The organism is Micromonospora sp. NBC_00362, assembly GCF_026342155.1.
Classification (GTDB): domain Bacteria; phylum Actinomycetota; class Actinomycetes; order Mycobacteriales; family Micromonosporaceae; genus Micromonospora; species Micromonospora hortensis.
In genome coordinates, this window is the sequence record NZ_JAPENH010000001.1 from 4,367,411 (window position 1) to 4,392,457 (window position 25,047).

At 71.5% G+C, this 25,047-nt stretch carries 19 protein-coding genes; 8 read left to right on the plus strand and 11 right to left on the minus strand.

The window, feature by feature from the left end; all coding sequences use genetic code 11:
- Positions 1-135: 135 nt before the first annotated feature.
- From purM to OG992_RS20095, 3 genes are all read right to left on the minus strand, one after another.
- Positions 136-1,290, minus strand: coding sequence for a phosphoribosylformylglycinamidine cyclo-ligase (gene purM / locus OG992_RS20085; RefSeq protein ID WP_196920530.1), 1,155 nt, complete (start codon positions 1,288-1,290; stop codon positions 136-138).
- 57 nt (positions 1,291-1,347) lie between these two features.
- Positions 1,348-2,886 (minus strand): amidophosphoribosyltransferase, encoded by a 1,539-nt coding sequence (gene purF, locus OG992_RS20090; protein WP_124853505.1) that lies wholly within the window; start codon positions 2,884-2,886, stop codon positions 1,348-1,350.
- A 168-nt stretch (positions 2,887-3,054) separates the two neighbouring features.
- On the minus strand, positions 3,055-3,408 hold the full coding sequence (locus tag OG992_RS20095; protein WP_238685300.1) for a sterol carrier family protein: 354 nt from the start codon (positions 3,406-3,408) through the stop codon (positions 3,055-3,057).
- 161 nt (positions 3,409-3,569) lie between these two features.
- Between OG992_RS20095 and OG992_RS20100 the strand changes: the two genes are divergently transcribed.
- A complete protein-coding gene (locus OG992_RS20100; RefSeq protein WP_266304028.1) occupies positions 3,570-5,591 on the plus strand; it encodes a hypothetical protein in 2,022 nt (673 codons plus the stop codon).
- Between the two features lie 245 nt (positions 5,592-5,836).
- On the opposite strand, the gene OG992_RS20105 is transcribed toward OG992_RS20100, so the two are convergent.
- The 4 genes from OG992_RS20105 to purS all read right to left on the minus strand — a co-directional run bounded on the left by OG992_RS20105 (position 5,837) and on the right by purS (position 10,277).
- Positions 5,837-6,592: a 2-phosphosulfolactate phosphatase gene (locus tag OG992_RS20105; protein WP_238685422.1), complete on the minus strand. Its 756-nt coding sequence runs from the start codon at positions 6,590-6,592 to the stop codon at positions 5,837-5,839.
- A 4-nt stretch (positions 6,593-6,596) separates the two neighbouring features.
- Positions 6,597-9,266 (minus strand): phosphoribosylformylglycinamidine synthase subunit PurL, encoded by a 2,670-nt coding sequence (purL, locus tag OG992_RS20110; protein WP_238685298.1) that lies wholly within the window; start codon positions 9,264-9,266, stop codon positions 6,597-6,599.
- A 67-nt stretch (positions 9,267-9,333) separates the two neighbouring features.
- Positions 9,334-10,017: a phosphoribosylformylglycinamidine synthase subunit PurQ gene (gene purQ, locus OG992_RS20115; RefSeq protein ID WP_266304029.1), complete on the minus strand. Its 684-nt coding sequence runs from the start codon at positions 10,015-10,017 to the stop codon at positions 9,334-9,336.
- The gene (gene purS, locus OG992_RS20120) at positions 10,014-10,277 is read right to left on the minus strand and encodes a phosphoribosylformylglycinamidine synthase subunit PurS (protein WP_030491392.1); all 264 of its coding nucleotides are present in this window, start codon (positions 10,275-10,277) and stop codon (positions 10,014-10,016) included. The genes purQ and purS overlap by 4 nt, the downstream gene beginning before the upstream one ends.
- Positions 10,278-10,635: 358 nt before the next feature.
- On the opposite strand from purS, the gene OG992_RS20125 reads away from it, so the two are divergent.
- Together OG992_RS20125 and OG992_RS20130 are read left to right on the plus strand one after the other, a co-directional pair.
- Positions 10,636-11,319 (plus strand): trypsin-like serine protease, encoded by a 684-nt coding sequence (locus tag OG992_RS20125; protein ID WP_238685296.1) that lies wholly within the window; start codon positions 10,636-10,638, stop codon positions 11,317-11,319.
- 24 nt (positions 11,320-11,343) lie between these two features.
- Entirely contained in the window at positions 11,344-11,907 is a 564-nt protein-coding gene (locus OG992_RS20130; RefSeq protein ID WP_238685295.1) for a YbjQ family protein, read from the plus strand.
- A 143-nt stretch (positions 11,908-12,050) separates the two neighbouring features.
- Here the strand turns inward: OG992_RS20130 and purB are convergent, their stop codons facing one another.
- From purB to OG992_RS20145, 3 genes are all read right to left on the minus strand, one after another.
- Positions 12,051-13,475: an adenylosuccinate lyase gene (purB, locus tag OG992_RS20135; RefSeq protein WP_266304030.1), complete on the minus strand. Its 1,425-nt coding sequence runs from the start codon at positions 13,473-13,475 to the stop codon at positions 12,051-12,053.
- A gap of 174 nt (positions 13,476-13,649) precedes the next feature.
- Positions 13,650-15,992, minus strand: a complete 2,343-nt coding sequence (locus OG992_RS20140) for a hypothetical protein (protein ID WP_266304031.1) — start codon at positions 15,990-15,992, stop codon at positions 13,650-13,652.
- Positions 15,985-16,962: a glycosyltransferase family 2 protein gene (locus tag OG992_RS20145; protein WP_323181901.1), complete on the minus strand. Its 978-nt coding sequence runs from the start codon at positions 16,960-16,962 to the stop codon at positions 15,985-15,987. Before OG992_RS20145 ends, OG992_RS20140 begins: the two co-directional genes overlap by 8 nt.
- Positions 16,963-17,235: 273 nt before the next feature.
- Between OG992_RS20145 and OG992_RS20150 the strand changes: the two genes are divergently transcribed.
- On the plus strand, positions 17,236-19,560 hold the full coding sequence (locus OG992_RS20150; protein WP_266304032.1) for a PKD domain-containing protein: 2,325 nt from the start codon (positions 17,236-17,238) through the stop codon (positions 19,558-19,560).
- A 68-nt stretch (positions 19,561-19,628) separates the two neighbouring features.
- On the opposite strand, the gene OG992_RS20155 is transcribed toward OG992_RS20150, so the two are convergent.
- Positions 19,629-20,921, minus strand: a complete 1,293-nt coding sequence (locus tag OG992_RS20155; RefSeq protein WP_266304033.1) for an acetyl-CoA C-acetyltransferase — start codon at positions 20,919-20,921, stop codon at positions 19,629-19,631.
- 55 nt (positions 20,922-20,976) lie between these two features.
- On the opposite strand from OG992_RS20155, the gene OG992_RS20160 reads away from it, so the two are divergent.
- The 4 genes from OG992_RS20160 (at position 20,977) to OG992_RS20175 (ending at position 25,047) form a co-directional block, all read left to right on the plus strand.
- On the plus strand, positions 20,977-22,335 hold the full coding sequence (locus OG992_RS20160; protein ID WP_266304034.1) for a 3-oxoacyl-ACP reductase: 1,359 nt from the start codon (positions 20,977-20,979) through the stop codon (positions 22,333-22,335).
- Entirely contained in the window at positions 22,335-23,201 is an 867-nt protein-coding gene (locus tag OG992_RS20165) for a MaoC/PaaZ C-terminal domain-containing protein (protein WP_266304035.1), read from the plus strand. Before OG992_RS20160 ends, OG992_RS20165 begins: the two co-directional genes overlap by 1 nt.
- A 128-nt stretch (positions 23,202-23,329) precedes the next feature.
- Positions 23,330-24,082: an NUDIX domain-containing protein gene (locus OG992_RS20170; protein ID WP_266304036.1), complete on the plus strand. Its 753-nt coding sequence runs from the start codon at positions 23,330-23,332 to the stop codon at positions 24,080-24,082.
- Positions 24,079-25,047 (plus strand): serine/threonine protein kinase, encoded by a 969-nt coding sequence (locus OG992_RS20175; RefSeq protein ID WP_266304037.1) that lies wholly within the window; start codon positions 24,079-24,081, stop codon positions 25,045-25,047. Before OG992_RS20170 ends, OG992_RS20175 begins: the two co-directional genes overlap by 4 nt.

Below are 25,047 nucleotides of genomic sequence, written 5' to 3' on the forward strand. Positions count from 1 at the left end.
GAGGGGCGGTCGGGAAGCCTCGGAGCGAGCGAGGCGGGGTTCCCGACCGTCTCTGAAGGGTGCCCTTCAGGCTAGGCGGCATTGGCCACTCGGGTGAAGCCCTGATCAGGTGCCCGTACGATCACCGGAGGGTGATCATCCTCGGGTGTGCTGACCGACCATCTGCACGTTGCCGGTGCCCTCGATGATCTCGCCGGCCTGCCACGCCTCGACGCCACGGCCGGTCAGGGTGGCCAGCGCCCGGTCGGCGTCCTCGGCCGAGACGATCGCGAACATGCCGACGCCCATGTTGAAGGTCGACTCCATGTCGTGGTCGTCGATCCGACCCTTCGTCTGGATCAGGTCGAAGATCGGCTGCGGCTTCCAGGTGGACCGGTTGACCACCGCGTCGACGTGCTCGGGCAGCACCCGGACCAGGTTGCCAGGGATGCCGCCGCCGGTGATGTGGGACAGCGCCCGCACCTCGGCCTCGGCGATCAGCTTGAGGCAGTCCTTGGCGTAGATCTTGGTCGGCGTGAGCAGCTCCTCGCCGAGGGTCCGCTGCCGACCGAAGTCGTCGATCACGATGTCCAGACGCATCCGGGCCGCGCCCAGCAGCACGTGGCGGACCAGCGAGTATCCGTTGGAGTGCAGGCCGGAGGAACGCATGGCGATCACCACGTCGCCCACCTCGACCCGCTCAGGGCTCAGGATGTCGGCTTCTTCGACCACGCCCACGCCGGTCGCGGAGATGTCGTACTCGTCCGGACGCAGGACACCGGGGTGCTCGGCGGTCTCCCCGCCCAGCAGCGCGCAGCCGGCGTAGCGGCAGCCGTCGGCGATGCCCGCGCCGATCTCGGCGACCTTGTCCGGCACGACCTCGCCGGTGGCGATGTAGTCGAGCAGGAACAGCGGCTCGGCGCCGCAGGCCACCAGGTCGTCGACGACCATGGCGACGAGGTCGATGCCGACCGTGTCGTGAATGTCCATCTGCTGGGCGATCACCAGCTTGGTGCCCACCCCGTCGGTGGAGGACGCCAGGATCGGGCTCTTGTACTTCTTCGTGTCCAGCCGGAACAGGCCGGCGAAGCCACCGAGGTCACCGAGCACCTCGGGACGGCGAGTCTGCCGCACCTTCGACTTGAGCAGCTCCACGGCGCGGTCACCCGCGTCGATGGAGACACCGGCGTCGGCGTACGAGACCGAGCGTTTGCGCGCCTGGCGGCCAGCACCGCCCGTCCACGGCTGGCGGTCGCCGCCGGCGCCGGTCGGGCTGCTTCCTGCGCCGCTGCGCTCGGACACGTGCGTCACGGTTCTCCCCTTTGGTTCTCGGTGCCGCCGGCGGTAGCCGGGCCGCGCCGGTTGGTGCTACGGGCGGTTTGCGGTAACGCCACCCGGAGTGGCGACGGACGAGCCGTTGGTGTGCGGGGCCTCCGGCGCCGAGTTGGCGACGCGTCGACCCACCCCTTCGAGCACGTGCTTGCCGATCAGGTTGCCGGCTGGCAACTCGATCGGGTACTCCCCATCGAAACACGCCCGACACAACCTGGTCTTCGGCTGCTCGGTCGCGGCGATCAGGCCGGGAAGGGATACGAAGCCCAGCGTGTCGGCGCCGATGGAGCGCCGGATGCCGTCGTTGTCCAACCCGTTGGCCAGCAGCTCCGCCCGGGTGGCGAAGTCGATGCCGTAGAAGCACGGCCAGCTGACCGGCGGGGAGGAGATTCGGACGTGCACCTCCAGCGCCCCCGCCTCACGCAGCATCCGCACGATGGCGCGCTGGGTGTTGCCGCGCACGATCGAGTCGTCCACCACCACCAACCGCTTGCCGCGGACGTTCTCCCGCAGCGGGTTGAGCTTGAGCCGGATGCCGAGCTGACGCAGGGTCTGCGACGGCTGGATGAAGGTGCGACCCACGTACGGGTTCTTCATCAGGCCGGCGCCGTACGTGATGCCGGACGCCTCCGCGTACCCGATGGCGGCCGGAGTGCCCGACTCGGGCACCGGGATCACCAGGTCGGCCTCGACCGGGTGCTCCTTGGCCAACTGCCGGCCGATCTGCACCCGCGCCGAGTGGACGTTGCGCCCGGCGATCGTGGCGTCCGGGCGGGCGATGTAGACGTACTCGAAGAGGCAGCCCTTCGGCTCCGGCGCGGCGAACCGGGTGGAGCGCAGCCCGTTCTCGTCGATCGCGATCAGCTCGCCCGGCTCGACCTCGCGCACCACGCTGGCGCCGACGATGTCCAGGGCGGCCGTCTCGCTGGCGACTACCCAGCCGCGCTCCAGGCGGCCGAGCACCAGCGGGCGGACACCGTGCGGATCGCGGGCCGCGTAGAGGGTCGCCTCGTCCATGAAGACGAAGCTGAACGCGCCGCGCAGCTGCGGCAGCACCTCCAGCGCGGCCGCCTCGACCGACAGATCCGGTCGACTGGCGAGCAGCATCGTCACCAGGGAGGTGTCGTTCGTCGAACCGTCGGCGATGAGGCCGCGCTCGGCGACCTCCTTCTCCAGCTCGGCCGTGTTGACCAGGTTGCCGTTGTGGGCCAGCGCGATGGTCGTGCCTGAGGTGGTCGACCGGATCGTCGGCTGGGCGTTCTCCCAGTTGGACGCGCCGGTGGTGGAGTATCGGGCGTGCCCGATCGCCAGGTGACCACGCAGGCTGGCCAGGGTGGGCTCGTCGAAGACCTGCGCCACCAGGCCGAGGTCCTTGTAGACCACCACGCCGGAGCCATCGCTCACCGCGATGCCCGCCGCCTCCTGGCCACGGTGCTGCAGGGCGTAGAGGCCGAAGTAGGTCAGATTGGCAACCTCTTCGCCGGGGGCCCAGACACCGAAGACGCCACAGGCGTCCTGGGGGCCAGGTCGTTGGGGGTCAAGGTCGTGGCTCAGCCGGCCGTCGCCTCGGGGCACCTACCGCTCCCTCATGCTGGTCTGGACCGGCCGGGCGGGGATCACGGGCGGATCCACTCTCCTCTGCCGGGACCACTGTCATCGCCTGACAGTGTACGCGAATCGACGTCAATACAGAAAGTCACGATTCCCCTGCTCAGCGTCACGGCCAGTGGGACATCGGGACGACTAGAGGGGCAGATACGCCGAGAGGTCCGCGCGATTGCCACTCATCTGGACGCGACCGTCGGTGACCGCCGACGCCCAGTCGAGCCTGCCGGTGGCCAGCTCCAACCAGGTGTTCGGGGCCATCTCGACCACGTTTGGTGGATTTCCCCTGGTGTGTCGAGGCCCCGGTACGCACTGGATCGCCCCGTATGGTGGAACGCGCACCTCCACCGATCGGCCGGGGGCGCGCTCCGCGAGGACGGCCAACAACGACCGGACCGCCTCCCGGAACACCGGCCGTTCGGGTGTACGCCCCTCGTCGAGCGCCGACAACGCGGCTGCAACGGCAGCGGACTTACTGTGCGGAGAGGACACGACGGGACGATACGACCCTCAGGCCAGACACGCGACGCTGGCCCTGGGTCGCGCTCATGCAGTCGGACAAGGCATAGTTGCCGACGGCGTATTCGTACCGTGATGATCCCCGGCCCGGCGCCCCGCCGGTCAGAGGGAAGTCAGCCCGGAAGGCGGTGGACGTGTCAACACACCGACGTGCCTGGAAGCAGCGGGCCGGTGTGGTCGTAGCGCTGGTTGCCGGCGCTCTGCTCGCCGTCCCCGCCACACCAGCAATGGCCGCAGATGTCAGCGTTTCTCCCGGCTCGATCACAGTAAACGCCGGCAGCGACGCCACGATCACCGTAAGTGTCACCCCGGGTAACGGTGACGACAAGGCGACGATCAGCCTGGCCGGCCTGCCCTCGGGTGTTCGATGCGCCAGCGGTTGCGGCGAGGTTGACTTCCCCGGCCTGGGTAATCAGGCGAGGTCGCAGCTGGTCCGGATCGCTGCCAACGACAACGCTGGCGACGCGACAGCGACCGTCACGGTGGCCGTCGAGGCCGAGTCCGGCCCGGACACCGCCACCGTCTCGCTGACCGTCAAGGGCAAGGCCGCTCCGCCGCCGCCGCAGAACCAGACCGTGCGGTCGATCTCCGGCAAGGTGATCTCGCAGGCCAACAGCAAGGCGGTCGCGAACGCGGTGGTCATGCTGCGCGACAGCACCGGCCGGCAGCTCGACACCACCAGCAACGGAAGCGGCGACTTCCGCTTCACCGGCACCACCGACAAGCCGATCGCACCCGGTCGGATCGACCTGGGCGCGAGCTTCGACAACGTGGTGGCCACCAAGACCATCAACGCTGCCGCCGGACAGGCCGTCACCGGGCAACGGATCAGCCTCGCGATCAAGGTCGAGGTGACGCCCAGCGCCACCCCGTCCCCCACCCCCGAGGCCACCGCCACCGAGGAGGCGACCGAGGAGGGCACCGAGGAGGAGCCCACCGAGGAGGCCAGCCAGGGCGCTCCGGCGAACGCCGCGAACAACGAGGACAGCGGCGGCATCGGCTCGTACCTGATCATCCTGCTCGGTGGTCTCCTGGTCGCCGCCGGTGTCGGCACGATCGTGCTGCTCTGGATGAAGCGCAGGGAGAACGGCGACGACGACGACGCCCCGGCGGCTGCCGGTGGCGGCGGTGTGGTGCCGCCCTCGCGCGGCGGGTTCCGTGGCCCCGACGACCAGACCCGGGTGGTCGGCGGTCGTCCCGGCGGCGGAGCGGACCCGACCATGGTCGGCGGCGCGGCGCTGAGCGAGGCGCCGACGATGATGCACCGCCCGGTGGTCGACGACGTTCCGCCGGACCCGTACGGCGCGCCTGCCCAGGCGTACGGCGGCGCGGGTCAGCAGGGCTGGGGCGGCGCCGGCTACGGCGAGGAGCCCGCGTCCGCCGGGTACGGTGCCGGCGGCTACGGCAACGCCCCCGCTTCCGGTGGCGGCTACGGCGCTCCGGCCGGCCCGGAGGGCGGGTACGGCGCCGGTGCGGCCGGTGACGGTTACGGTGCCGCGCCCGGTGCCGGTTACGGCAATGCTCCGGCCTCCGGTGCCGGCTACGGGAACGCCCCAGCCTCCGGTGGCGGCTACGGCGGTCGTGACTACGAAGCCCCCGGTGGCACCGCCGCCTACCCGCCGGCTCCCGCTGGCGGCGCGGCGTACGGCGAGCGGTTCGACGAGCCGACCGGCCGGTACACCGGTGACAGCACCCAGTACCCGGCCCCGGCCGACCCGTACGCCACAGGCGTCTACCAGCCGGAGCAGGGGCAGGGGCAGGGTTATGGCCAGCCCGATGCCGCCCCGTACGGCGGTCGCGCCGCCGAGCCGACCGCAGGGTACGGCGCTCCGGAGGCTGGCGGGTACGACCAGGGCGGCTACGGTCAACCGGCCGGCGGATACGACCAGGGTGGCAACTACGGCCAGGAGCCTCCGCAGCAGCGCGGCGGCTACGACGACCGGGGCTACGACCAGGGCGGCTACGGCCAGCCCGCCGGCGGATACGACCAGGGCGGCAACTACGGCCAGGAGCCTCCGCAGCAGCGCGGCGGCTACGACGACCGGGGCTACGACCAGGGCGGCTACGGCCAGCCCGCTGGGCGGAACCGACCGGACACCCCGCCGCCGCCACCGACCGAGCGCGGCGGTCGCCGCCTCGACTGGCTGGACGACTGACCCACCACAGCACATGGAAACGGCCACCCGGAGATCCGGGTGGCCGTTTCGCTGTCCCAAGAAAAACCCGACCCCGCGCCGATCTTGCAGTTTCGGTCGCCTTTACGGGCGGAATGCCCCTTACGTCGGGACAGAAAGTGCAAGATCGCCGCGGGGTCGGGGCGCGGGGTCGGGGCGCGGGGTCGGGGCGCGGGGTCGGGGCGCGGGGTCGGGGCGCGGGGTCGGGGCGCGGGGTCGGGGCGCGGTCAGGCGGCGGAGAAGACGCCCTGGTGGAGCACCGGCACGACGTCCGACACGCCGATCCGGACGGCGATGTCCACGTCCGCGGCGAAGCCGCTCTCGGTCAACTCCCGTCCGGAGACGCTGCCGCGCACCGCGGCGGGTAGATCCGGGGTGCTCGCCAGCGCGGCTAGCGCCATGGCGGCCTCCACCGAGAGCCCACCCGGCACGCCGGAGAGGGCGTCCAGCACCGACGCGGCGCCGAGTTGGTCCTCCACCGACGGGCGCAGCGACCCGTCCGGCCACCGCTCCCCCGAGGCGATCACGCCGATCGGGGAGTCGAGCGTGCCGTACCCCTGGCGGCGCAGCCAATGCCCGACGGCGCGTGCGTTGCGCAGGCACGCCGCCACCACCGGCAGGCCGGTGGCGCTGGCGGCGGCGCTGATGGCGGAGCCGTTCGGGGAGGGCAGCACGAGGTCGGCCACCACGGGCGCGGTGCTCAGCGCGGCGGGCGAGAGCGACCACGGATGTTCAGTGGTCGTCTGCCGCCGCCCGACCGCAGCGGTCGCACCGACCCGGAGGGCGTACTCGGCGGCCTGCTCACCCCAGGGGAACGGGTGCACCCGCATGCCCCTGGCGACCGCCACCTCCACGGCGGTGGTGAACGAGAGAACGTCCACCACCACCAGCGCCGCGCAGACCCGGCCGAGTTCGGCCGCCCCGGTCAGCCCCCAGTCGAACCGGGCACCCGATCCGGGTTGGCCGTAGACGGCGGCCGTCAACGCCTCAGCGCTCGTCAGGCGACGGCTCGGCGACACCGGAGTCAGACTCGGACGCCCCGCCCGGCTGCTCTGACCCGATCGGCTCGACCGCGCCGGTCTCCGGGGACGGACCCGAGGAAGCGATCGGCTCGGAGACCACAGCCGCCGCGTCGACCGGCTCGGCCTGCGCGACAGGCAGCGGGACGGCCTCGACCGCACCCGCCACACCGGCGGCCGGCGCTGGCACCTCGACGGCCGCCGAGCCCCCGAAGAGGCGCGGCAACGTCTCGGTGTGCGCCGTGCGCAGCTCGTCCAGGCCGATCCGGAACTGGCCGTGCACCTCGAGCGCACCACCGGACGGGTCGGTGACCCCGATCAGCTCGAACGGCACGCCCCGCTCGGCGCAGAGCGCCGCGAACGCCTTGTCGTGGCCGCGCGGCACCGAGACCAGCGCCCGCGTGGCGGACTCGCTGAACAGGTACACGAACGGCATCGAGCCCTCGGCGAACTGCTCCGGCACCGCGACCCGGGCACCGACGCCGCGACGCAGGCAGGACTCGACCAGGCTCTGGGCCAGGCCACCGTCGGAGAGGTCGTGTGCCGAGCTGAGGTGACCGACGCGGGCCGCCTCGGCCAGCAACTCGGCGAGCGCCTTCTCGCGGAGAAGGTCGACCTGCGGCGGAATCCCGCCGAGGTGCTCGTGCGTCACCCAGGCCCACTCCGAGCCGGACAGCTCCACGTTCGTCTCGCCGAGCAGGTAGAGCTGGTCGTGGTCGCCACCGGCGCGCGGCACGAAGCCCATCGGCACCCGGTCGGCGACGTTGTCCAGCACGCCCAGCACGCCGACCACCGGGGTCGGGTGGATGGCCGCCGCGCCGGTCTGGTTGTAGAAGCTGACGTTTCCGCCGGTCACCGGGATGCCCAGCTCCAGGCAGCCGTCCGCCAGGCCGCGCACGGCCTCGGCGAACTGCCACATCACGCCCGGGTCCTCCGGCGAGCCGAAGTTGAGGCAGTCGGTCACGGCGATCGGCTTCGCGCCGGTCACCGCCACGTTCCGGTACGCCTCGGCCAGGGCCAGCTTGGTGCCGTTGTACGGGTCCAGTCGGGCGTACCGGCCGTTGCCGTCGACCGACAGCGCCACACCGAGGCCGGTGCGCTCGTCGATCCGGATCACGCCGCCGTCCTCCGGCTGGGCGAGCACTGTGTTGCCCAGCACGTAGCGGTCGTACTGCTCGGTGACCCAGCTCTTGTCGGCCAGGTTGGGCGACGCGATCATGCGCAGCACGGTCTCCCGCAGCGCCTCCGGGTCGGCCGGGCGGGGCAGCGTCTCGGCCCGGTCGGCCTGAAGCAGGATCAGGTCGGCCGGCTCGCGCATCGGCCGGGCGTAGACCGGGCCGTCGTCGACAAGCGAACCCGGCGGCACGTCGACGACCAGGTGGTCCTGCCAGGTGATCAGCAGTCGACCCGGGCTGCCGTCCGGCTCCGGTGCGGTGACCTCACCGATCGCGGTGGCGAGGACGCCCCACTTCTCGCAGGTCTTGAGCACCGCGTCGAGCTTGTCCGGCGCGACGACCAGCAGCATCCGCTCCTGCGACTCGCTGGCCAGGATCTCGTGCGGGTCCATCGAGGGCTCGCGCAGCGGCACCCGCTCCAGCCAGACCCGCATGCCGGTGCCGGCGGCGGCGGCGGTCTCGGTGAGCGCGCAGGTCAGGCCGGCGCCACCGAGGTCCTGGATGCCGACGACCAGCTCGGCGTCGTACAGCTCGAGGCAGGCCTCGATCAGCAGCTTCTCGGTGAACGGGTCGCCGACCTGCACGGCCGGGCGACGCGCCTCGCTGCCCTCGTCGAAGGTGGCGCTGGCCAGCACCGAGACGCCGCCGATGCCGTCGCGGCCGGTCTTGGCGCCCATCAGGACGACAACGTTGCCCGGGCCGGCGGCGGCCTTGTTCTGCAGCCGACTGACCGGCAGCACGCCCAGGCAGAGCGCGTTGAGCAGCGGGTTGCCCTGGTACGAGGGGTCGAAGACCAGCTCGCCACCGATGTTGGGCAGGCCCAGGCAGTTGCCGTAGCCGCCCACGCCGGCGACCACACCGGTGAGCACCCGGGCGGTGTCCGGGTGGTCAGCGGCACCAAAGCGCAGCGGGTCCATCACCGCGACCGGGCGGGCGCCCATGGCGAGGATGTCCCGGACGATGCCGCCGACGCCGGTCGCCGCGCCCTGGTACGGCTCGACGAAGCTCGGGTGGTTGTGCGACTCGACCTTGAAGGTCACCGCCAGCTCGTCGGAGATCTGCACGACACCGGCGTTCTCACCGATGCCGGCGAGCATCCGGTCGCTGTGCGGGGCCTTCTCGCCGAACTGACGCAGGTGCACCTTGCTCGACTTGTAGGAGCAGTGCTCGCTCCACATGATCGAATACATCGCCAGCTCGGACTGCGTGGGCCGGCGGCCGAGGATCTGCCGGATCCGGTCGTACTCGTCGTCGCGCAGGCCAAGCTCGGTGTACGGCTGAAGCTCGCCCGGGGTGCCACCGGCGCGCGGCACGGTGTCCACGCCCTCGGTCCAGACGGCGGCGGCCGGCTGGGCGGGAGCGGTCGCCGGTGCGACCGGCTGCGCCGCGTTCGGCTCGGCCGGCTGCGCCGGGGCGGAGTACGCCTCCGGTGTGTCGCGTACCGGGTCCGGATGGGTGGTCATGACCTCTCCTCGCTGCGCTCGTGCCCGCCAGGCCGGCGGTTGAGCTGACCGATGATCGTGCCGCCGGTCATGCCGGCGCCCCCACCAGGTGCTTGAGGACCGACGTGAAGAAGCCGAGGCCGTCCAGCGAAGGGCCGGTGAGCGCCTCCACCGCGTGCTCGGGGTGCGGCATGATGCCGACCACGTTGCCCGCGGCGTTGGTGATCGCGGCGATGTCGCGCTGGGACCCGTTGGGGTTGCCGCCGACGTAGCGCGCGACCACCCGACCTTCGGCTTCGAGCTGGTCCAGCGTCGCGGTGTCAGCGACGTAGCAGCCCTCGCCGTTCTTGACCGGGATGAGCACCTCCTGGCCGGGCTGGAAAGCGTTGGTCCACGCCGTCCCGGCCGACTCGATGCGCAGGACCTGGTCCCGGTTGCGGAAGTGCAGGTGCTGGTTGCGGGTGAGCGCACCCGGCAGCAGGTGCGCCTCGCAGAGGATCTGGAAGCCGTTGCAGATGCCGAGCACGGGCAGACCACCCTGGGCGGCGTCCACGATCGTCTCCATCACCGGGGCGAACCGGGCGATGGCACCGCACCGCAGGTAGTCACCGTAGGAGAATCCGCCGGGCAGGACGACAGCGTCGACACCGTGCAGAGCCGGGTCGCCGTGCCAGAGCCGGACCGGCTCGGCGCCGGCGATCCGGACGGCCCGGGCCGCGTCCCCGTCGTCGAGCGAGCCGGGGAAGGTGACCACACCGACCCGGGCGGTCACGAGCGGGCGTCCGCAGTCTCGTCGGCCTCGACCAGGCGGACGGTGAAGTCCTCGATGACCGGGTTGGCGAGCAGTTTGTCGGCAATCTCCCGAGCGCGGTCCAGGTCCGGTTCACCGGTGAACTCGATCTCGATCCGCCTGCCGATCCGAACCGAGGCGACGTCACCGACGCCGAGTCGGGGCAGCGCGTTTGCGACGGCCTGGCCCTGCGGATCAAGGATCTCGGGCTTGAGCATGACGTCGACGACGACGCGAGGCACTGGGCACTCCTGACTGTGTACGCAGTTGGGTGCCGACCCACAATGGGCGAGCGCAGCCAGCGTACCTGGCAGATATCGCCGCGGACGCACCGGCCGGGTGCAGTTCAGGCAGTGATCGACATTACTGACGCTCAGTCTGACCTGTCAGGCGCGACAGGTGGCCCTAGCAGGACATATACGGCGCAGCGGGTGGCCGAATCGTTACATTGGGCAACCTCGATCACCTCCTTGATAACGATCGCGTCGCGCCCTACTCTACATCGACGTAGGTCGATTTCGCCGGCTCCGGGAATCCCCGCGGCCCGGCACCATCCGCACCCGGCGACCCCGGGCGCGCCCCGTCCAAGGAGTCCACCCGATGCGCATCCGCCCCCTGCTCGCCGTACTCAGCACCGCGCTTATCGGCGCCCTCGGCGTCACGTCCGCCGCCTCCGCCGCCCCCGCCGGCCCGCAGCCCATCATCGGCGGCGGCACCGTCTCGTCCGCGCCGTGGGCCGCCGCGGTGCTCAGCAACGGCTCGTTCACCTGCTCCGGCAGCGTCATCGCCGCGCAGTGGGTGCTCACCGCCCGGCACTGCATCAGCGGCACCATGTCGGTGCGCGTCGGAAGCGTGAACCGCACCTCCGGCGGGGTCACCCGCACGGTCAGCGCCACCTACACCCGCAACGACCTCGCCCTCATGCGGCTCTCCAGCACCGTCAGCACCTCCGCGGTGAGCCTGGCCAGCAGCAACCCGCCGATCAACTCGACGAACTCGATCTACGGCTGGGGCATGACCTGCTACAGCGGCTGCTCGGCGTCGACCCAACTGAAGACCGCCACCGTCCGGGTGACCAGCAACAGCGCCACCGACGCGTACGGCGGCCAGGCGATCCGCAGCACCCGGGTCAACGGCAACGCCTGGCGCGGTGACTCCGGCGGCCCGCAGTTCTACAACGGTCAGCAGGTCGGCGTCGCCTCCACCGCCGACGGGTCGAGCATCCAGAACTACGGCAGCGTTGCGTACAACCGGGCCTGGATCACCTCGGTGGCCGGTGTCTGACGGTTAGCGCCCCGCTCGGCGCGGATGGTCGGCCACGTGCCGGCCGTCCGCGCCGCGTCGTTTTGCAGCATCCGATCAGGTGAACAATGCACACGATCGGGTCGCGCCACTCCTGACAGCATCGGAAACGTGCTGGTCGTGACGACAGAGCAACTGCCCGGCTACGAGATCCGCCAGATTCTCGGTGAGGTGGTGTCATCGATGGCCAGGACGCGCAACCCGTACCGCGAGGGTGTGAAGAACCTGCGCGGTGGCGCGTACGACCCGATGGCCCCGGACAACCTGACCCGGTGGCGCACCGATTCGGTGGCCCGCCTCGGCGAGGAGGCCCTGCGGCTCGGCGCGAACGCGGTGATCGGCATGCGGTTCGACAGCCGGGACTGTGGCGAGATGTGGATGGAGATCTGCGCGTACGGGACGGCAGTGGTCGCCGTACAGAAGATGCCCGAGGTCATGCCGGCCGACCAGCCGGCGGTCGCAGCGGGAACCGCGGAGGTCGCGGGCATCACGGAGTCGCCCGGCGGCATCGCCGAACCCGCCAGCGCCCCCAACCTGAGAACCGCCGCCGAAACCCCAACCGGCGAGTAACGCCCGACCTCACCGCCCAGCCCAGCCCGTCGCCCCGCCCTTCCCCTGTTGATCAAGAGGTTTCGGTCATCAGGGAGATCGAAGATGACGCAAACCTCTTGATCACCCGGGAGGGGGGGGTGGGGTGGGGTGGGGGTGGGGGGTTAGAGGATTGGGGGTGGGCTGTAGGTGGCGGCTTCTGGGTGGGCGGTTACCACTGTGGTGATGCGGCTTGTCACCGCTGCCACCTGGGCTTGGGCGGCGCCTACGAAGGCGTTGCGGTCGGCGACCAGGGTGTCGATGTCGGCGCGGGACAGCCCGAGTCGGCCATCCGCCGCCAGGCGGTCGAAGAGGTCGTTCTCCGGTGAGCCCTTCTCGCGCATAGCCAGGGCCACCGCCACCGCGTGCTCCTTGATCACCTCGTGGGCGACCTCCCGGCCGACGCCCCGCCGGACCGCCGCGACCAGGATCTTCGTGGTGGCCAGGAACGGCAGGAAGCGCTCCAACTCCCGGTTGATCACCGCCGGGTACGAGCCGAACTCGTCGAGCACTGTGAGGAACGTCTGGAACAGCCCGTCGGCGGCGAAGAACGCGTCCGGCAGCGCCACCCGGCGGACCACCGAGCAGGACACGTCCCCCTCGTTCCACTGGTCACCGGCCAGCTCGCCGACCATCGACAGGTAACCCCGGATGATCACGGCGAAGCCGTTCACCCGCTCCGACGAGCGGGTGTTCATCTTGTGCGGCATCGCGCTGGAGCCGACCTGACCCGGCTTGAAGCCCTCGGTCGCCAACTCCTGGCCGACCATCAACCGGATCGTGGTGGCCAGCGACGACGGCGCGGCGGCCGTCTGGGCCAGCGCGGCCAGCACGTCGAAGTCGAGCGAGCGCGGGTAGACCTGCCCGACGCTGTCCAGCACCCGGGAGAAGCCCAGGTGCTGGGCGACCCGTCGCTCCAACTCGGCCACCTTGTCGGCGTCGCCGTCGAAGAGGTCGAGCTGGTCGGCGGCAGTGCCGACCGGCCCCTTGATCCCCCGCAGCGGGTAGCGGGCGATCAGGTCCTCCAGCCGCTCGTACGCGATCAGCAGCTCCTCCGCCGCCGACGCGAAGCGCTTGCCCAGCGTGGTGGCCTGCGCCGCCACGTTGTGCGAACGACCCGTCATGACCAGCTCGGAGTGCTCGTGGGCCAGCCAGGCCAACCGAGCCAGGGTGGCCACCACCCGATCGCGGATCAGCTCCAGCGAGGCGCGCACCTGGAGCTGCTCGACGTTCTCGGTGAGGTCCCGGGAGGTCATCCCCTTGTGCACGTGCTCGTGCCCGGCGAGCGCGCTGAACTCCTCGATCCGGGCCTTCACGTCGTGCCGGGTGACCCGCTCCCGCTCGGCGATCGAGGCGAGGTCGACCTGGTCGAGCACCCGCTCGTACGCCTCGACAACGCCGTCCGGCACGGGCACACCCAGGTCGCGCTGAGCGCGGAGAACGGCGAGCCAGAGCCGCCGCTCCATCCGTACCTTCTCCTCCGGGGACCAGAGGGCGACCAGTTCGGGCGAGGCGTACCGGTTGGCCAGCACGTTGGGGATCGTCGTCACGTGCCTCATTCTCTCCTACCCGGCGGGTCGCCCAGCCGCGAGGCCACTACCGGAGCCGGTGGGACACGCTGGCCGGTTTGTCGGCCGGGCGGTGTGCTACCAGCCGGCCTCGGCGCGATCGCGATGACCGGCGGCACCCTGCCGGCCACCGGGCGCCGTCGTGCGAGGGCACAGTCAGCGCAGCTCGTAGACCGTGACGCTGCCGGAGACGAGGCGTACCTCAGCCAACCCGGCCAACGCGGGCGACACCTCGCCGGCCCGGGTGTCGGCGAACAGCCAACGGACCCGGTAGTCGACGCGCAACTGGTCCAGGTCGGCCGCGGTGGGGGCCTGGAACACCCTCTCGTTCAGCGCGAACCGGGCCGGGTCCGGCGGATCCTGTCGTACGTATCCGAGACCCCGCCGTCCGTTGGCGGCAAGGGCGGCATCGGTGTAACCCCAGCTCTCCACCACCGTCCGGTGCCCACCCAGTCCGGTCACCCAGTAGGCGCGGGCGTCGCAGTGCGCGGTGGTTCGAACCGGCCGGCAGTGCACGTTGGTGGCCACCACGTCGTCGTCCGCGGCGTGCTCGTCCAGCCACAACGCGGCCCGCATCTCCGCTGCCGTCACTGTGGAAGGCTGCGCGGCCGACGCGGGCAACCCCGGTGCGACCTGGACGTACCGGACGGCACCGTCGACGCCCCGGGCGACGCTCGCGCCCAGCAGCGCCGCCGTGACGCCAGCCAGCGCCACCGCCACTGTCCGCCGCCGCCCGCCGCCGTCCCGGCGACCCAGCAGCGCACGGACTCCGACCGCGACGAGCGCGGCCAGCAGGAGAAGGACCGCGAGCCGCAGGTACGAGCGGCCGAGGACGCCCATCCATCCAGTCATGGTCGCGGCCGGTCTGGGCATCATTGGCACAAGGAGATACGACGCCACACCGAGCACGGCGGCGGACACCGCCACCGGCCAGGGCGGCCGGGCGAGGGTGAGCAGCCACACGGTGAGCACGGCGCCGAACGGGAGCACGTCCAGCCAGAAGTAGACCTGGCTCAGCGACGGATGGTGCAGGGTCCAGATGCCGCCCGCGCCGGCGAGCACCGCGCCCGACAGCAGCCAGGGCGCCGGATCGGCACGGCGTGGCCCGGCGAGGACCAGCATGCCGATCAGCCGGGGCAACTGCACCAGCAGCCACCAGCCGAGCAGGACGAACGTCAGCAGCCAACCGGACGCCCCAGCCCTGCTCAGACCGAACGGCAGCAGCCCGCCGCCGCGCACCCCGTCGCCCGCGCCGATGGTCTCCCGGTACTGCGGCATCGCGTGCAGGAACGCGAACGCCTGTGGGGCCAGGGTGCCCGCTCCGCCTCCGGCGAAGAGGAGATAGCCGACGCCCATCGGCACCACGAGGCAGAGCAGGGTCGCGAGCGCCGGCCAGGGCACCCGCCGTCGCTGCTGCCACCAGGTGGCGGCGACAGCCACTGCGACGCCGGCGATCAGCGGCGGCAGCGCGCTGGACTTGGCGCCGGCGCAGGCCAGCCCGAGTACCGGCAGCAGCGCCCAGGCCACGCCCAGCGGGCGCCCGCGTACGGCGTCGACGCAGATGCCGGCGAGCAGCACCAGCAGTGGCAGGACGTACGTCTGTGACGGGCTGGAGAAGGAGAACGCGAATGCGCCGTCCGCGATGGCCGAGTTGACGGCCACCGGCATGCCGAGGCCAGCCGCCGCGCCCGCCACCGGGCCCGCCCACCAGCGGCCGGTCAGGTCCCGGGCCAGGCCGGCGGTGACCAGCACGCTGACGACGGCAACCGGCGCCAGCCACAGCCGGAGCAGTACCGTCGCGGGTGGAATGCCGGTGATCATGCTGCCGGCGGCCATGTGCGCGTCGGACAGGTAGTGGTAGCGCAGCGGCTCGCCGGCCATCTGCGGCAGTTGAAAGGGCAGGTCCCGGGTCAGCTCCTGGACCAGCGACAGGTGGTAGAGCAGATCCTGGTAGTAGCCGTGGTTCACCGGCGGGAGCGGCACCAGACGCCACTGCGCGACGGCCCACAGCAGCACGAGTAGCAGCACCGCGACGACTGACCAGTGCCAGGCGAGTGGAAGCGGCCGGCGGGTCCCGACCCGCCAGTGCCGACGTAGCCGGGGAACGGCCAGGAAGGCCAGCGCCAGGGGCACCGGCCACCACCGCAGCAGGTGCTGCTGACCGGTGGCCGCCGCGGCGACCCAGGCGCCGAGTTCGAGGAGCAGACCGGTGGCCGCGCCGAAGCCCAGGTCCTCCGGCAGGTTGCCGCGGCCACCGCGTACCGCCCGGTGCACCAGGGTGCCGGGTAACACCACAGCCAACGACCAGTAGGCCACGTAGCGGAGCACGTCGACGGCGGGCACGTCGGTGTACGACCAGGCGGCCGGCAACGCGGCGAGGAGCACCGACCAGGGCAGGGTCGCGACCACTGCGGACCCCAGCGACCGGGCGGGTCGTCGGGCCGGGTGCGGCGCGGGTGCTGGGGCCTGTCGTTCCACCAGTCCGAGCGAGTCAGCCACGGGCGCTACCCACCGGTGCGGCGGGAAACGGGGAGGACAGCTCGGTATCCGCCGAGTCGGCTCCGACGTGGTACGTCGGTCGACCCTGCACTGTCGCGTAGATCCGTCCGACGTACTCACCGAGCAGGCCGAGACAGACCAGTTGCACGCCACCGAGGAGTAGGACCGCCACGAAGGTCGACGTCCAGCCCGGGATGGTCAGACCGCGCAGGTACGCCACGACGCCGAAGCCGATGAGGCCGAGACAGGCCAGGAAGCTGATCGCACCGAGCCAGGTGGCGAGACGCAGCGGCGCCGCGGAGAAGTTGGCGACGCTGTCCCAGGCGAGCGCGATCATCCGGGGCAGTGGATATTTCGTCTCGCCGGCCGCCCGAACTGCCCGGGAGTAGCGCACCTCCGCACTGGCGAAGCCGAGCGCGGGTACCAGCAGCCGGTAGACCGGGGTGCGTTCGGGCAGCTCACGCAGTGCCTCGATCACCTCCCGGCTGACCAGCCGGAAGTCGCCGGCCTGGGCGGGCACCTCGGCGCCGACGAGCCGGCGCATCAGTCGGTAGTAGAGCTGCGCGGTACGTCGTTTGAACACGGTGTCCGAGCTGCGGTCGGCTCGTACGCCGTACACCACGTCGACGCCCTGCTCACGGGCCACCCGCAGCATCTCCGCGACCGTCTCCGGCGGGTCCTGCAGGTCGGCGTCCAGGCTGACCACCCACTGTCCACGGGCGCGGTACAGCCCGGCGGTCAACGCCGCCTGGTGTCCGCTGTTGCGGCGCAACTGGACCAGGCGCAGTTGCGGCCAGCTCCGCGCGTGGGTGAAGAGCACAGTGACGGTGTCGTCCCGGCTGCCGTCGTCGACGGCCACCACCTCGTACTCGACGCTGAGCGCGTCGAGCACCGGACGCAACCGGGCGATGAGGGCCGGGATGACAGCGGCCTCGTTGTACATCGGAATGACGACAGACAGCACCAACACTTACCGGCCCCGTTCCGGACGCAGGTGGCATCGAACGCACCTCGTTCGGGGGTGCGGACGGTCACCGTTACCCGACAACCTCACGGGCGGTCAGCCAGCCGCTGAACAGGACGTGAACGTCTACCTGCCGGCCGCTCCGATCCGCTGCGACCAGGACGATCACGAGGTGGGTGGCCGTTTTGTCACCCGGGTCAGCGCCTCGCCTGTTGATCATGCAGGATCGCCTTATCTGACTCCCGGCGTCGCCGGGTCCTCCTCATCTTCGAGGCCCGCATGCGTAAATCCTCCTTCGCCGCCTTCGCGACCGTCGTGGTGACCGGCGGCGCCCTGGTGGGCACCGCGCTGCCCGCCCAGGCGGACGCTCCGACGACCCTCTACGTCCGGCAGAACCTCGCCGGTGGCTGCTCCGACCAGTTCCCGGGGACCTTGGCGCAGCCGTTCTGCACCATCAGCGCCGCGGCAGCGATCGTCACCGGCGGGCAGACCGTCGACATCGGCGGCGGTGTCTACATGGAGCGAGTCAGCGTCACCTCGTCCGGCACTCCGCAACAGCCGATCGTGTTCGTGGGCAGCTCCATCAACGCCTCCTTGGGCGGCGCATCGGCTGGGTTCGTCGTCGACGGCCAGCATGATGTGGTGCTTCAGAACATCCGCGTCGTCGGGTCGGGTGACGTGCCGGCCGCGGATGTGCGCAACTCCTCGGGCATCACCATCCGGGGCGGCACCTACGCCCTGCACACTCCCGCGACGTCGCCGGTGATCCGGTTCGCCGGTGTAACCGGCTCGAGCGTGTCGAAGACAAGCGTCACCGGGTTGACCTCCACCGCCGGCATCACAGTGGACGCCGCAAGCAGTGACGTGGACATCCAGGGAACGACACTGCAGGGCTATGCCAACTACTTCCTTGCCGACGACACGGTCGGTGTCCGGATCGACGGGCCGGGAAACTCGTACGTCGGTGGCCGCATCGACGGCTTCACCGGCGCGGCGCTCGCGCTCGGGCCCGCCGCGGCCGGCACCGTGGTGGCCAACAACGTGATTTCCGGGGGCGGCGGCCACGGCGTGCACAACAACGGGGCCACCGGCACGGCGATCACCAACAACACCGTCAGGGACCGCTGCCGCGACGGCATCCGCGTCGACGGAGCCTCGTCCGGCGTTTCCGTGCAGAACAACGTGCTGGTCACGAACGGCTACTTCAACCAGGGCTACTGCGAGCCGGCGTTCCTCGACGGCGTCGAGATCGGCGTCTACGGTGGGGCCGTCGGGAAGACGGTGGTCGACTACAACAACGCCCACCACTACTACAACGACTCACCGCAGATCTACGCCTGGAACACCCGGATGGGTCTCGCCGCGTTCCGGGCCGCCTCCGGCCAGGCCGCGCACGACCGCGAGACGGGACAGGCCCGGGACGACATCGACTCGGCGAACTCGGCGGCCCCCGGTTACCCGACCCTCGACCACGCCGGCTCGCCGCGCGTCGACGACCTGACCGTGCCGAACACCGGCGCCGGCCCGGTCACGTACGCCGACCGTGGAACCGTGGAGACTGTCCGAAGCCCTGTGGTGTCGTTCGACGTCGCCCTCAACATCCAGGCGCGCTCGGTGAGCGTGAACGCGTCCGCCTCCACCCCCGGCCTCAATCCGATCGCGTCCTACCGGTTCTCGTTCGGTGACGACAGCGTCGTCACCCAGTCGAGCCCGATCGCCTCGCACACGTACGCGAACCCGGGTAGCTACCAGGTCACCGTCACGGTCACTGGCACCGACGGCCGGTCGGATACTCGCCATACTCAGATCAGCATGTTGCGGCCGACCGGGACCGTTGGTCTGCGCGCCCTGTCCAACCGCCGCTACGTGAGTTACCAGACCGGCTTCGGCCTTCGACCGAACCAGGCCGAGCCGAGCACCATTGCGCAGTTCGACCTGGCGGACGCCGGCGACGGCAAGGTCGCCCTCTTCTCCCGGGTGGTCGGGCGCTACGTCGCCATCTCCCAGTTCGACCACGTCACGTTGACCGCGGACAGCGTTCTCGTGGACGTACGCGAAATGTTCACGCTGGTGCGCAACGGCGACGGCACCATCAGCCTCCAGGCCCCCATCACCACCCAGTACGTGACTGCCGACCCCAGCGGCACGCTCGCCATGAGCGCCAGCAGGCCCACCATCGGCACCTGGGAGAAGTTCCTCCAGGTCGTCGTACCGGATGCGAACCGTTCCTTGAAGGCCCGGGTCAACGGTCGCTTCGTCAGCGCCGACGGCGCGGGGACCAAGCCGTTGATCGCGAGCGCGGCGACCGCCAGCAGTTGGGAGCGGTTCGACGTGGTGGATCTCGGCAACGGGCAGGTTGGCCTCCTCGCCCGCGTCAACAACCGCTTCGTGTCCGCCGACGGCGCGGGCGCCAAGCCGCTGATCGCGAACGCACCGACGGCCAGCACCTGGGAGCGGTTCACCATGGTCCGCAGCAGCGACGGCACGGTCAGTTTCAAGGCCGCCGTCAACAACAAGTACGTCAGCGCCGACGGCGCGGGCAGCAAGCCACTGATCGCCAAGGGCCCGGTCGTCAGCACCTGGGAGAGGTTCACCATCGGCTGAGCCCTACCGCAGCGTCCGACGCCCGCCGGGACCCTCGGGTCCGGCGGGCGTCGCCCTGCACACTCCGCTCAGCGCTCCAGGATGGCGGTCACACCCTGACCACCGGCGGCGCAGATGGAGATCAGCCCGCGCCCGCTGCCCCGCTCGGCCAGCAGCTTGGCCAGGGTCGCCACGATTCGTCCGCCGGTGGCGGCGAATGGATGCCCGGCCGCCAGCGACGAGCCGTTGACGTTGAGCCGGTCGGTGTCGATCGCGCCCAGCGGTGCGTCCAGCCCGAGCCGGTCCTTGGCGAACTCCGGCGACTCCCAGGCGGCGAGGGTGGCCAGCACCTGCGACGCGAACGCCTCGTGGATCTCGTAGTAGTCGAAGTCCTGCAACGTCAGCCCGGCACGGGCCAGCATCCGGGGCACCGCGTACGCGGGTGCCATCAGCAGTCCCTCGTCGCCGTGCACGAAGTCCACCGCCGCCGTCTCCGACCAGCTGAACCAGGCCAGCACGGGCAGGTGGTGCGCCGCCGCCCACTCCTCGCTGGCCAGCAGCACCGTGGACGCGCCGTCGGTGAGGGGTGACGAGTTGCCGGCCGTCATGGTGGCCTGCTCGGCGTCCGGGCCGCGGGTGCCGAAGACCGGCTTCAGCAAGGCGAGCTTCTCCAGGCTGCTGTCCGGGCGCAGATTCTGGTCGCGGGTGAGCCCCAGGTACGGCGTCATCAGGTCGTCGAAGAAACCCCTGTCGTACGCGGCCGCGAGGCGCTGGTGTGAGCGCAGCGCCAGCTCGTCCTGGGAGCGCCTGTCGATCTGCCAGCGCAGGGCCGTGCGGGCGGCGTGGTCGCCCATGGACAGGCCGGTACGCGGCTCTGCGTTGCGCGGGATCTCTGGCTTGAACGGCTGGAGAGGGCGCAGCTTCGCCGCGATCTTGAGCCGTTCGCCCAGCGTGCGGGCCGAGTTGAGCTTGAGCAGCGTGCGGCGCATCTCCTCGTTGACGGCGAGCGGGGCGTCGGAGGTGGTGTCGACACCGCCGGCGATGCCCACGTCGAGCTGACCGAGGGCGATCTTGTTGGCGACCAGGATGGTTGCCTCCAGGCCGGTGCCGCAGGCCTGCTGGATGTCGTACGCCGGGGTGTGTGGGTCGAGCCGGGAACCGAGGACCACCTCGCGGGTGAGGTTGAAGTCGCGGGAGTGCTTGAGCACCGCCCCGGTGACCACCTCGCCGATGCGCTGCCCGGCCAGCCCGTAGCGGGCGATCAGGCCGTCGAGCGCCGCGCCGAGCAGGTCCGCGTTCGACGCGTCCGCGTAGCGGGCGTTGGAACGGGCGAAGGGGATGCGGTTGCCCCCGATGACCGCGACCCGCCGGATGCTCTGCACGATCCGCCTCCTCGACATATGTTGCTCGAACCCTACTGGCCAGTAGGCTACGCCCATGACCGACAGGTACGCGAGCTTCGTCCAATCGGCCGCCGGCCGCGCGCTGGTCAAGCGCCTCGGGCTGCCCGACCCGCCCCGACTGCGCCGGCACCACCCCGGCGACCCACTGCTGCCCGGCCCGGCCCTGCTCGGGGCGGCCACCGGCGGCCGGTACGCGGCTCCGGTGACCATGCGACTGACCGCCGCAGGGGTCGAGCTGGCCGATCCGGCCGATCCGGCCGCCGCCACCCCGCGGCGGTACGGGGCACTGCTGTTCGACGCCACCGGGATCACCGACTCGACCGACCTGCGCCAGCTCTATGACTTCTTCCACCCGCAGGCCCGGGCCGTGCTGCCCGGCGGCCGGGTAATCGTGCTGGGCACCCCGCCGCAGGAGTGCGCGACGACCCGCGAGGCGACCGCCCAACGCGCCCTCGAAGGACTCGTCCGCAGCATCGGCAAGGAGTTCGGCCGGGGCATCACCGCGCAACTCGTCCAGGTGGCCCGCGCCCAGGGCGATCCCAGCATCGGCCTCGAATCGACACTCCGGTTCCTGCTGTCCGGCCGGTCCGCGTACGTGTCGGGGCAGGTCATTCGGGTCAGCGGCGGCGCGGCGAGCATCCCGGCCGACTGGGACCGCCCGCTGGACGGGCAGGTCGTGCTGGTCACCGGTGCCGCGCGGGGCATCGGTGCGGCGCTGGCGAAGGTGCTCGCCCGCGACGGCGCGAAGGTGGTGGCCCTGGACATCCCGGCCGCCGGCGACGCACTCGCCGCGGTGGCGAACGACATCGGCGGCACCGCCGTCCAACTCGACCTGACCGCGCCGGACGCTCCGACCCGACTCGCGGAGCACCTGGCCAGCCGGCACGGCCGGGTCGACGTGGTGGTGCACAACGCCGGCATCACCCGGGACAAGACGCTCGGCCGGATGGACGCCGACCGGTGGGACCAGGTGATCGACGTCAACCTCTCCAGCCAGGAGCGGATCAACGACGTACTGCTGGAGCGGGAGCTGATCCCGGCCGGCGGACGGATCATCTCGGTCTCCTCGATCGCCGGGATCGCCGGCAACCGGGGGCAGACCAACTACGCCACCAGCAAGGCCGGCGTGATCGGGCTGGTCGACTCACTCGCGCCGACCCTGCGGGAGCGCGGGATCAGCGTCAACGCGGTGGCTCCCGGCTTCATCGAGACCCGACTGACCGCGCGTATCCCGCTGGTGGTCCGCGAGGCGGGCCGGCGAATGAACAGCCTGGCCCAGGGCGGGCTGCCGGTGGACGTCGCCGAGACGATCGGCTGGCTGGCCTGGCCGGCCAGCGGCGCGGTCAGCGGAAACGTGGTCCGGGTCTGCGGCCAGAGCCTGCTGGGGGCGTGATGGACACGCGGCCGGAGTCGGGCAGCCGCACCCCTGTCGAGCTGTCTCGGATGCCGGCGGTCGGGGCGCTGCACCGACGGGCGTTGCTCGGCGCGTTGCCGGGCCTCGGCGGTGGGCGGCGCGGGCCCGACCTGCCGGCGGTCGAGTTGACGGTGGGCGGGGTGAGCGTCGACCGGGCGCAACTGGCCGACTACGACCGGGTCTGCGGGTTCCGGCTCACCGATCGGCTGCCCGCGACGTTCCCGCACGTCATGGGCTTTCCGCTGGCCCTGCGCCTGATGACCGCGCCGACTTTCCCCCTCCCGCTGATCGGGCTGGTGCACGTCGGCAACCGGATCACCACGCACCGCCCGATCACCGCCGACGAGACCCTCGACTTCACCACGTACGCGGAGAACCTGCGCCCCCACGACCGGGGGCGGCAGGTGGACGTCGTGCTTGTCGGCTCGGTCGACGGGGCTGAGGTGTGGCGCGGCGTCTCGACGTACCTCGGTCGGGAGCGCAAGCCGGGCGGACGCGAGCCCGGCGAACGTCCCGAGGCGCCGACGGCCACCGCCCGTTGGAGGGTGGAGCCGCGCATCGGTACGGAGTACGCGCGGGTCTCCGGTGACCACAACCCGATCCACACCTCCCGACTGGGGGCGCGACTGCTCGGCTTCCGCCGGCCGATCGCGCACGGCATGTGGAGCAAGGCGCGCTGCCTGGCCGCGTTGGAGGCCCGACTGCCGGACGCGTACGCAGTCGAGGTCGCCTTCAAGCTGCCCGTGCCGCTGCCGAGCACTGTGAACTTCGCGCTCCTGCCGGACGGCGGGTTCGCCCTGCACGACTCCCGTGGCCGACCGCACCTGACCGGTCTCGTGCGCTGAGCGCACCTGACTGCTTCGTGCACTGAGCGCACCGCGCTGCTTCGTGCGCTGACTCGGCCCTTGGCAGGCGCGCACTTCTACGCTAAGTTGTTCTCACAGCGAGATGTTCTCAGAGTGAGAGAGACGTGATGAACGAGCAGGAGTTCCTTGCCGCGTACGACCCCCGGGCCTACCCGTCGGTCGCCGTGACCGTCGACGTGGTGGCGCTGACCATCCGCGACAGCGCACTGCACCTGCTGCTGATCCGGCGCGGCGAGGCGCCCTTCGCCGGGCACTGGGCGCTGCCCGGGGGCTTCGTCCGCCCCGACGAGGACCTGACCGCTGGCGCCGGACGGGAGCTGGCCGAGGAGACCGGGCTCGGCGGCGAGGCGCTGCGCCGCGTACACCTGGAGCAGTTGGGCAGCTATGGCGCCCCCGACCGTGACCCGCGGATGCGGGTCGTCTCGATCGCCCACCTCGCGTTCGCCCCCGACCTGCCGGACCCGGCCGCCGGCAGCGACGCCGACGACGCGATCTGGCTGCCGGTGACCGCGTTGACCAGCCGACAGCTCGCCTTCGACCACGGCCGGATCATCGACGACGCGTTGGAACGGGCCCGCTCCAAGCTGGAGTACACCCCGCTCGCCACCCGCTTCCTCGCCGCCGAGTTCACGATCAGCGACCTGCGGGCCGTCTACGAGACCGTCTGGGGGCACCCTCTGCACGCCGGCAACTTCCACCGCAAGGTCCTCTCCGTGCCGGGCTTCGTGGAGAGCACCGGCGCCAGCACCGAGCGCGGTGGCGCCCGAGGCGGCCCGCGCGCCCGGCTCTACCGGGCCGGCGACGCCCGCCTGCTGCACCCGGCGCTGCTGCGCCCCGCCCGCGAGGAGACGGTGCGGTGAGGGCCACGGAGGCGATCCGCCTGGTCGCGGCCGCCCGCACCGACGCGGACCTCTTCGGCGCCGACCAGCCGGCTCACCGCTACCGCGAGCTGGTCGCGGCCCTGCACCCCGACCGCCTGCCGACCGACCCGGCGGTACGCGCCGAAGCCATCGACGCGTTCATCCACGTCACCACCCGGTGGCAGGCCCGGCAGACCACAGTCCTCGGCGACTACCGGCTCGGCGCGCCGGCCCACTCGGGTGACCTGGCCGACCTCTACGACGTCGGCGACGACAGGCTGCTGAAGCTCCCCCGACGGCCCACCGACAACGACCTGATGGCCCGCGAGGCGCACGCCCTGCGCACCATCGCCGAGCGCGGCGACCCCCGCTACCTGCCGTACGTGCCCCGGCTGGTCGACGAGTTCCGGCACCGCGACGCCACCACCGGAGCGGAACGGCGGATCAACGTCCTCGCCACCGCACCCGGCCTGCACGACCTCGAGGAGGTGCGGCGCGCGTACCCCGACGGGCTGGACGCCCGGGACGTGGCCTGGATGTGGCGGCGGCTGCTGGTGGTGCTCGGCCTGGCCCACCGGGCGGGCGTCGTGCACGGCGCGGTCCTGCCCCGACACGTGCTGATCGAGCCGGACGCCCACGGCGTGGTGCTGATCGACTGGTGCTTCTCCGCGGCCGTCGGGAGCACGATCCCGGCGGTCGTGCCCGGCCACGGCTGGGACCCGGAGGAAGTCCTCAAGAAACAGCGGTGCGGGCCGGGCACCGACATCGCGATGGCCAGCCACTGCATGAGCTGGCTGATGGGGCCGCGCGCGCCCCGCGAGCTGCACACCTTCGCGCAGGGCTGCCGGCAACGGTCCCTGCACGCCCGGCCCGACGACGCCTGGCGCCTCCTGCGCGAACTCGACCAGGTGCTGGACCGGCTCTACGGGCCACGCGCCTTCCGACCCTTCACCCTCACCCCCTAA

What these genes read in the sequence shown, in the direction of transcription:
- purL (WP_238685298.1), bottom strand. Translation starts at nt 9,266, where the DNA reads ATGACCACCCATCCGGACCCGGTACGCGACACACCGGAGGCGTACTCC.
- OG992_RS20125 (WP_238685296.1), top strand. Translation starts at nt 10,636, where the DNA reads ATGCGCATCCGCCCCCTGCTCGCCGTACTCAGCACCGCGCTTATCGGC.
- OG992_RS20130 (WP_238685295.1), top strand. Translation starts at nt 11,344, where the DNA reads ATGGTCGGCCACGTGCCGGCCGTCCGCGCCGCGTCGTTTTGCAGCATC.
- OG992_RS20150 (WP_266304032.1), top strand. Translation starts at nt 17,236, where the DNA reads ATGCGTAAATCCTCCTTCGCCGCCTTCGCGACCGTCGTGGTGACCGGC.
- OG992_RS20160 (WP_266304034.1), top strand. Translation starts at nt 20,977, where the DNA reads ATGACCGACAGGTACGCGAGCTTCGTCCAATCGGCCGCCGGCCGCGCG.
- OG992_RS20165 (WP_266304035.1), top strand. Translation starts at nt 22,335, where the DNA reads ATGGACACGCGGCCGGAGTCGGGCAGCCGCACCCCTGTCGAGCTGTCT.
- OG992_RS20170 (WP_266304036.1), top strand. Translation starts at nt 23,330, where the DNA reads ATGAACGAGCAGGAGTTCCTTGCCGCGTACGACCCCCGGGCCTACCCG.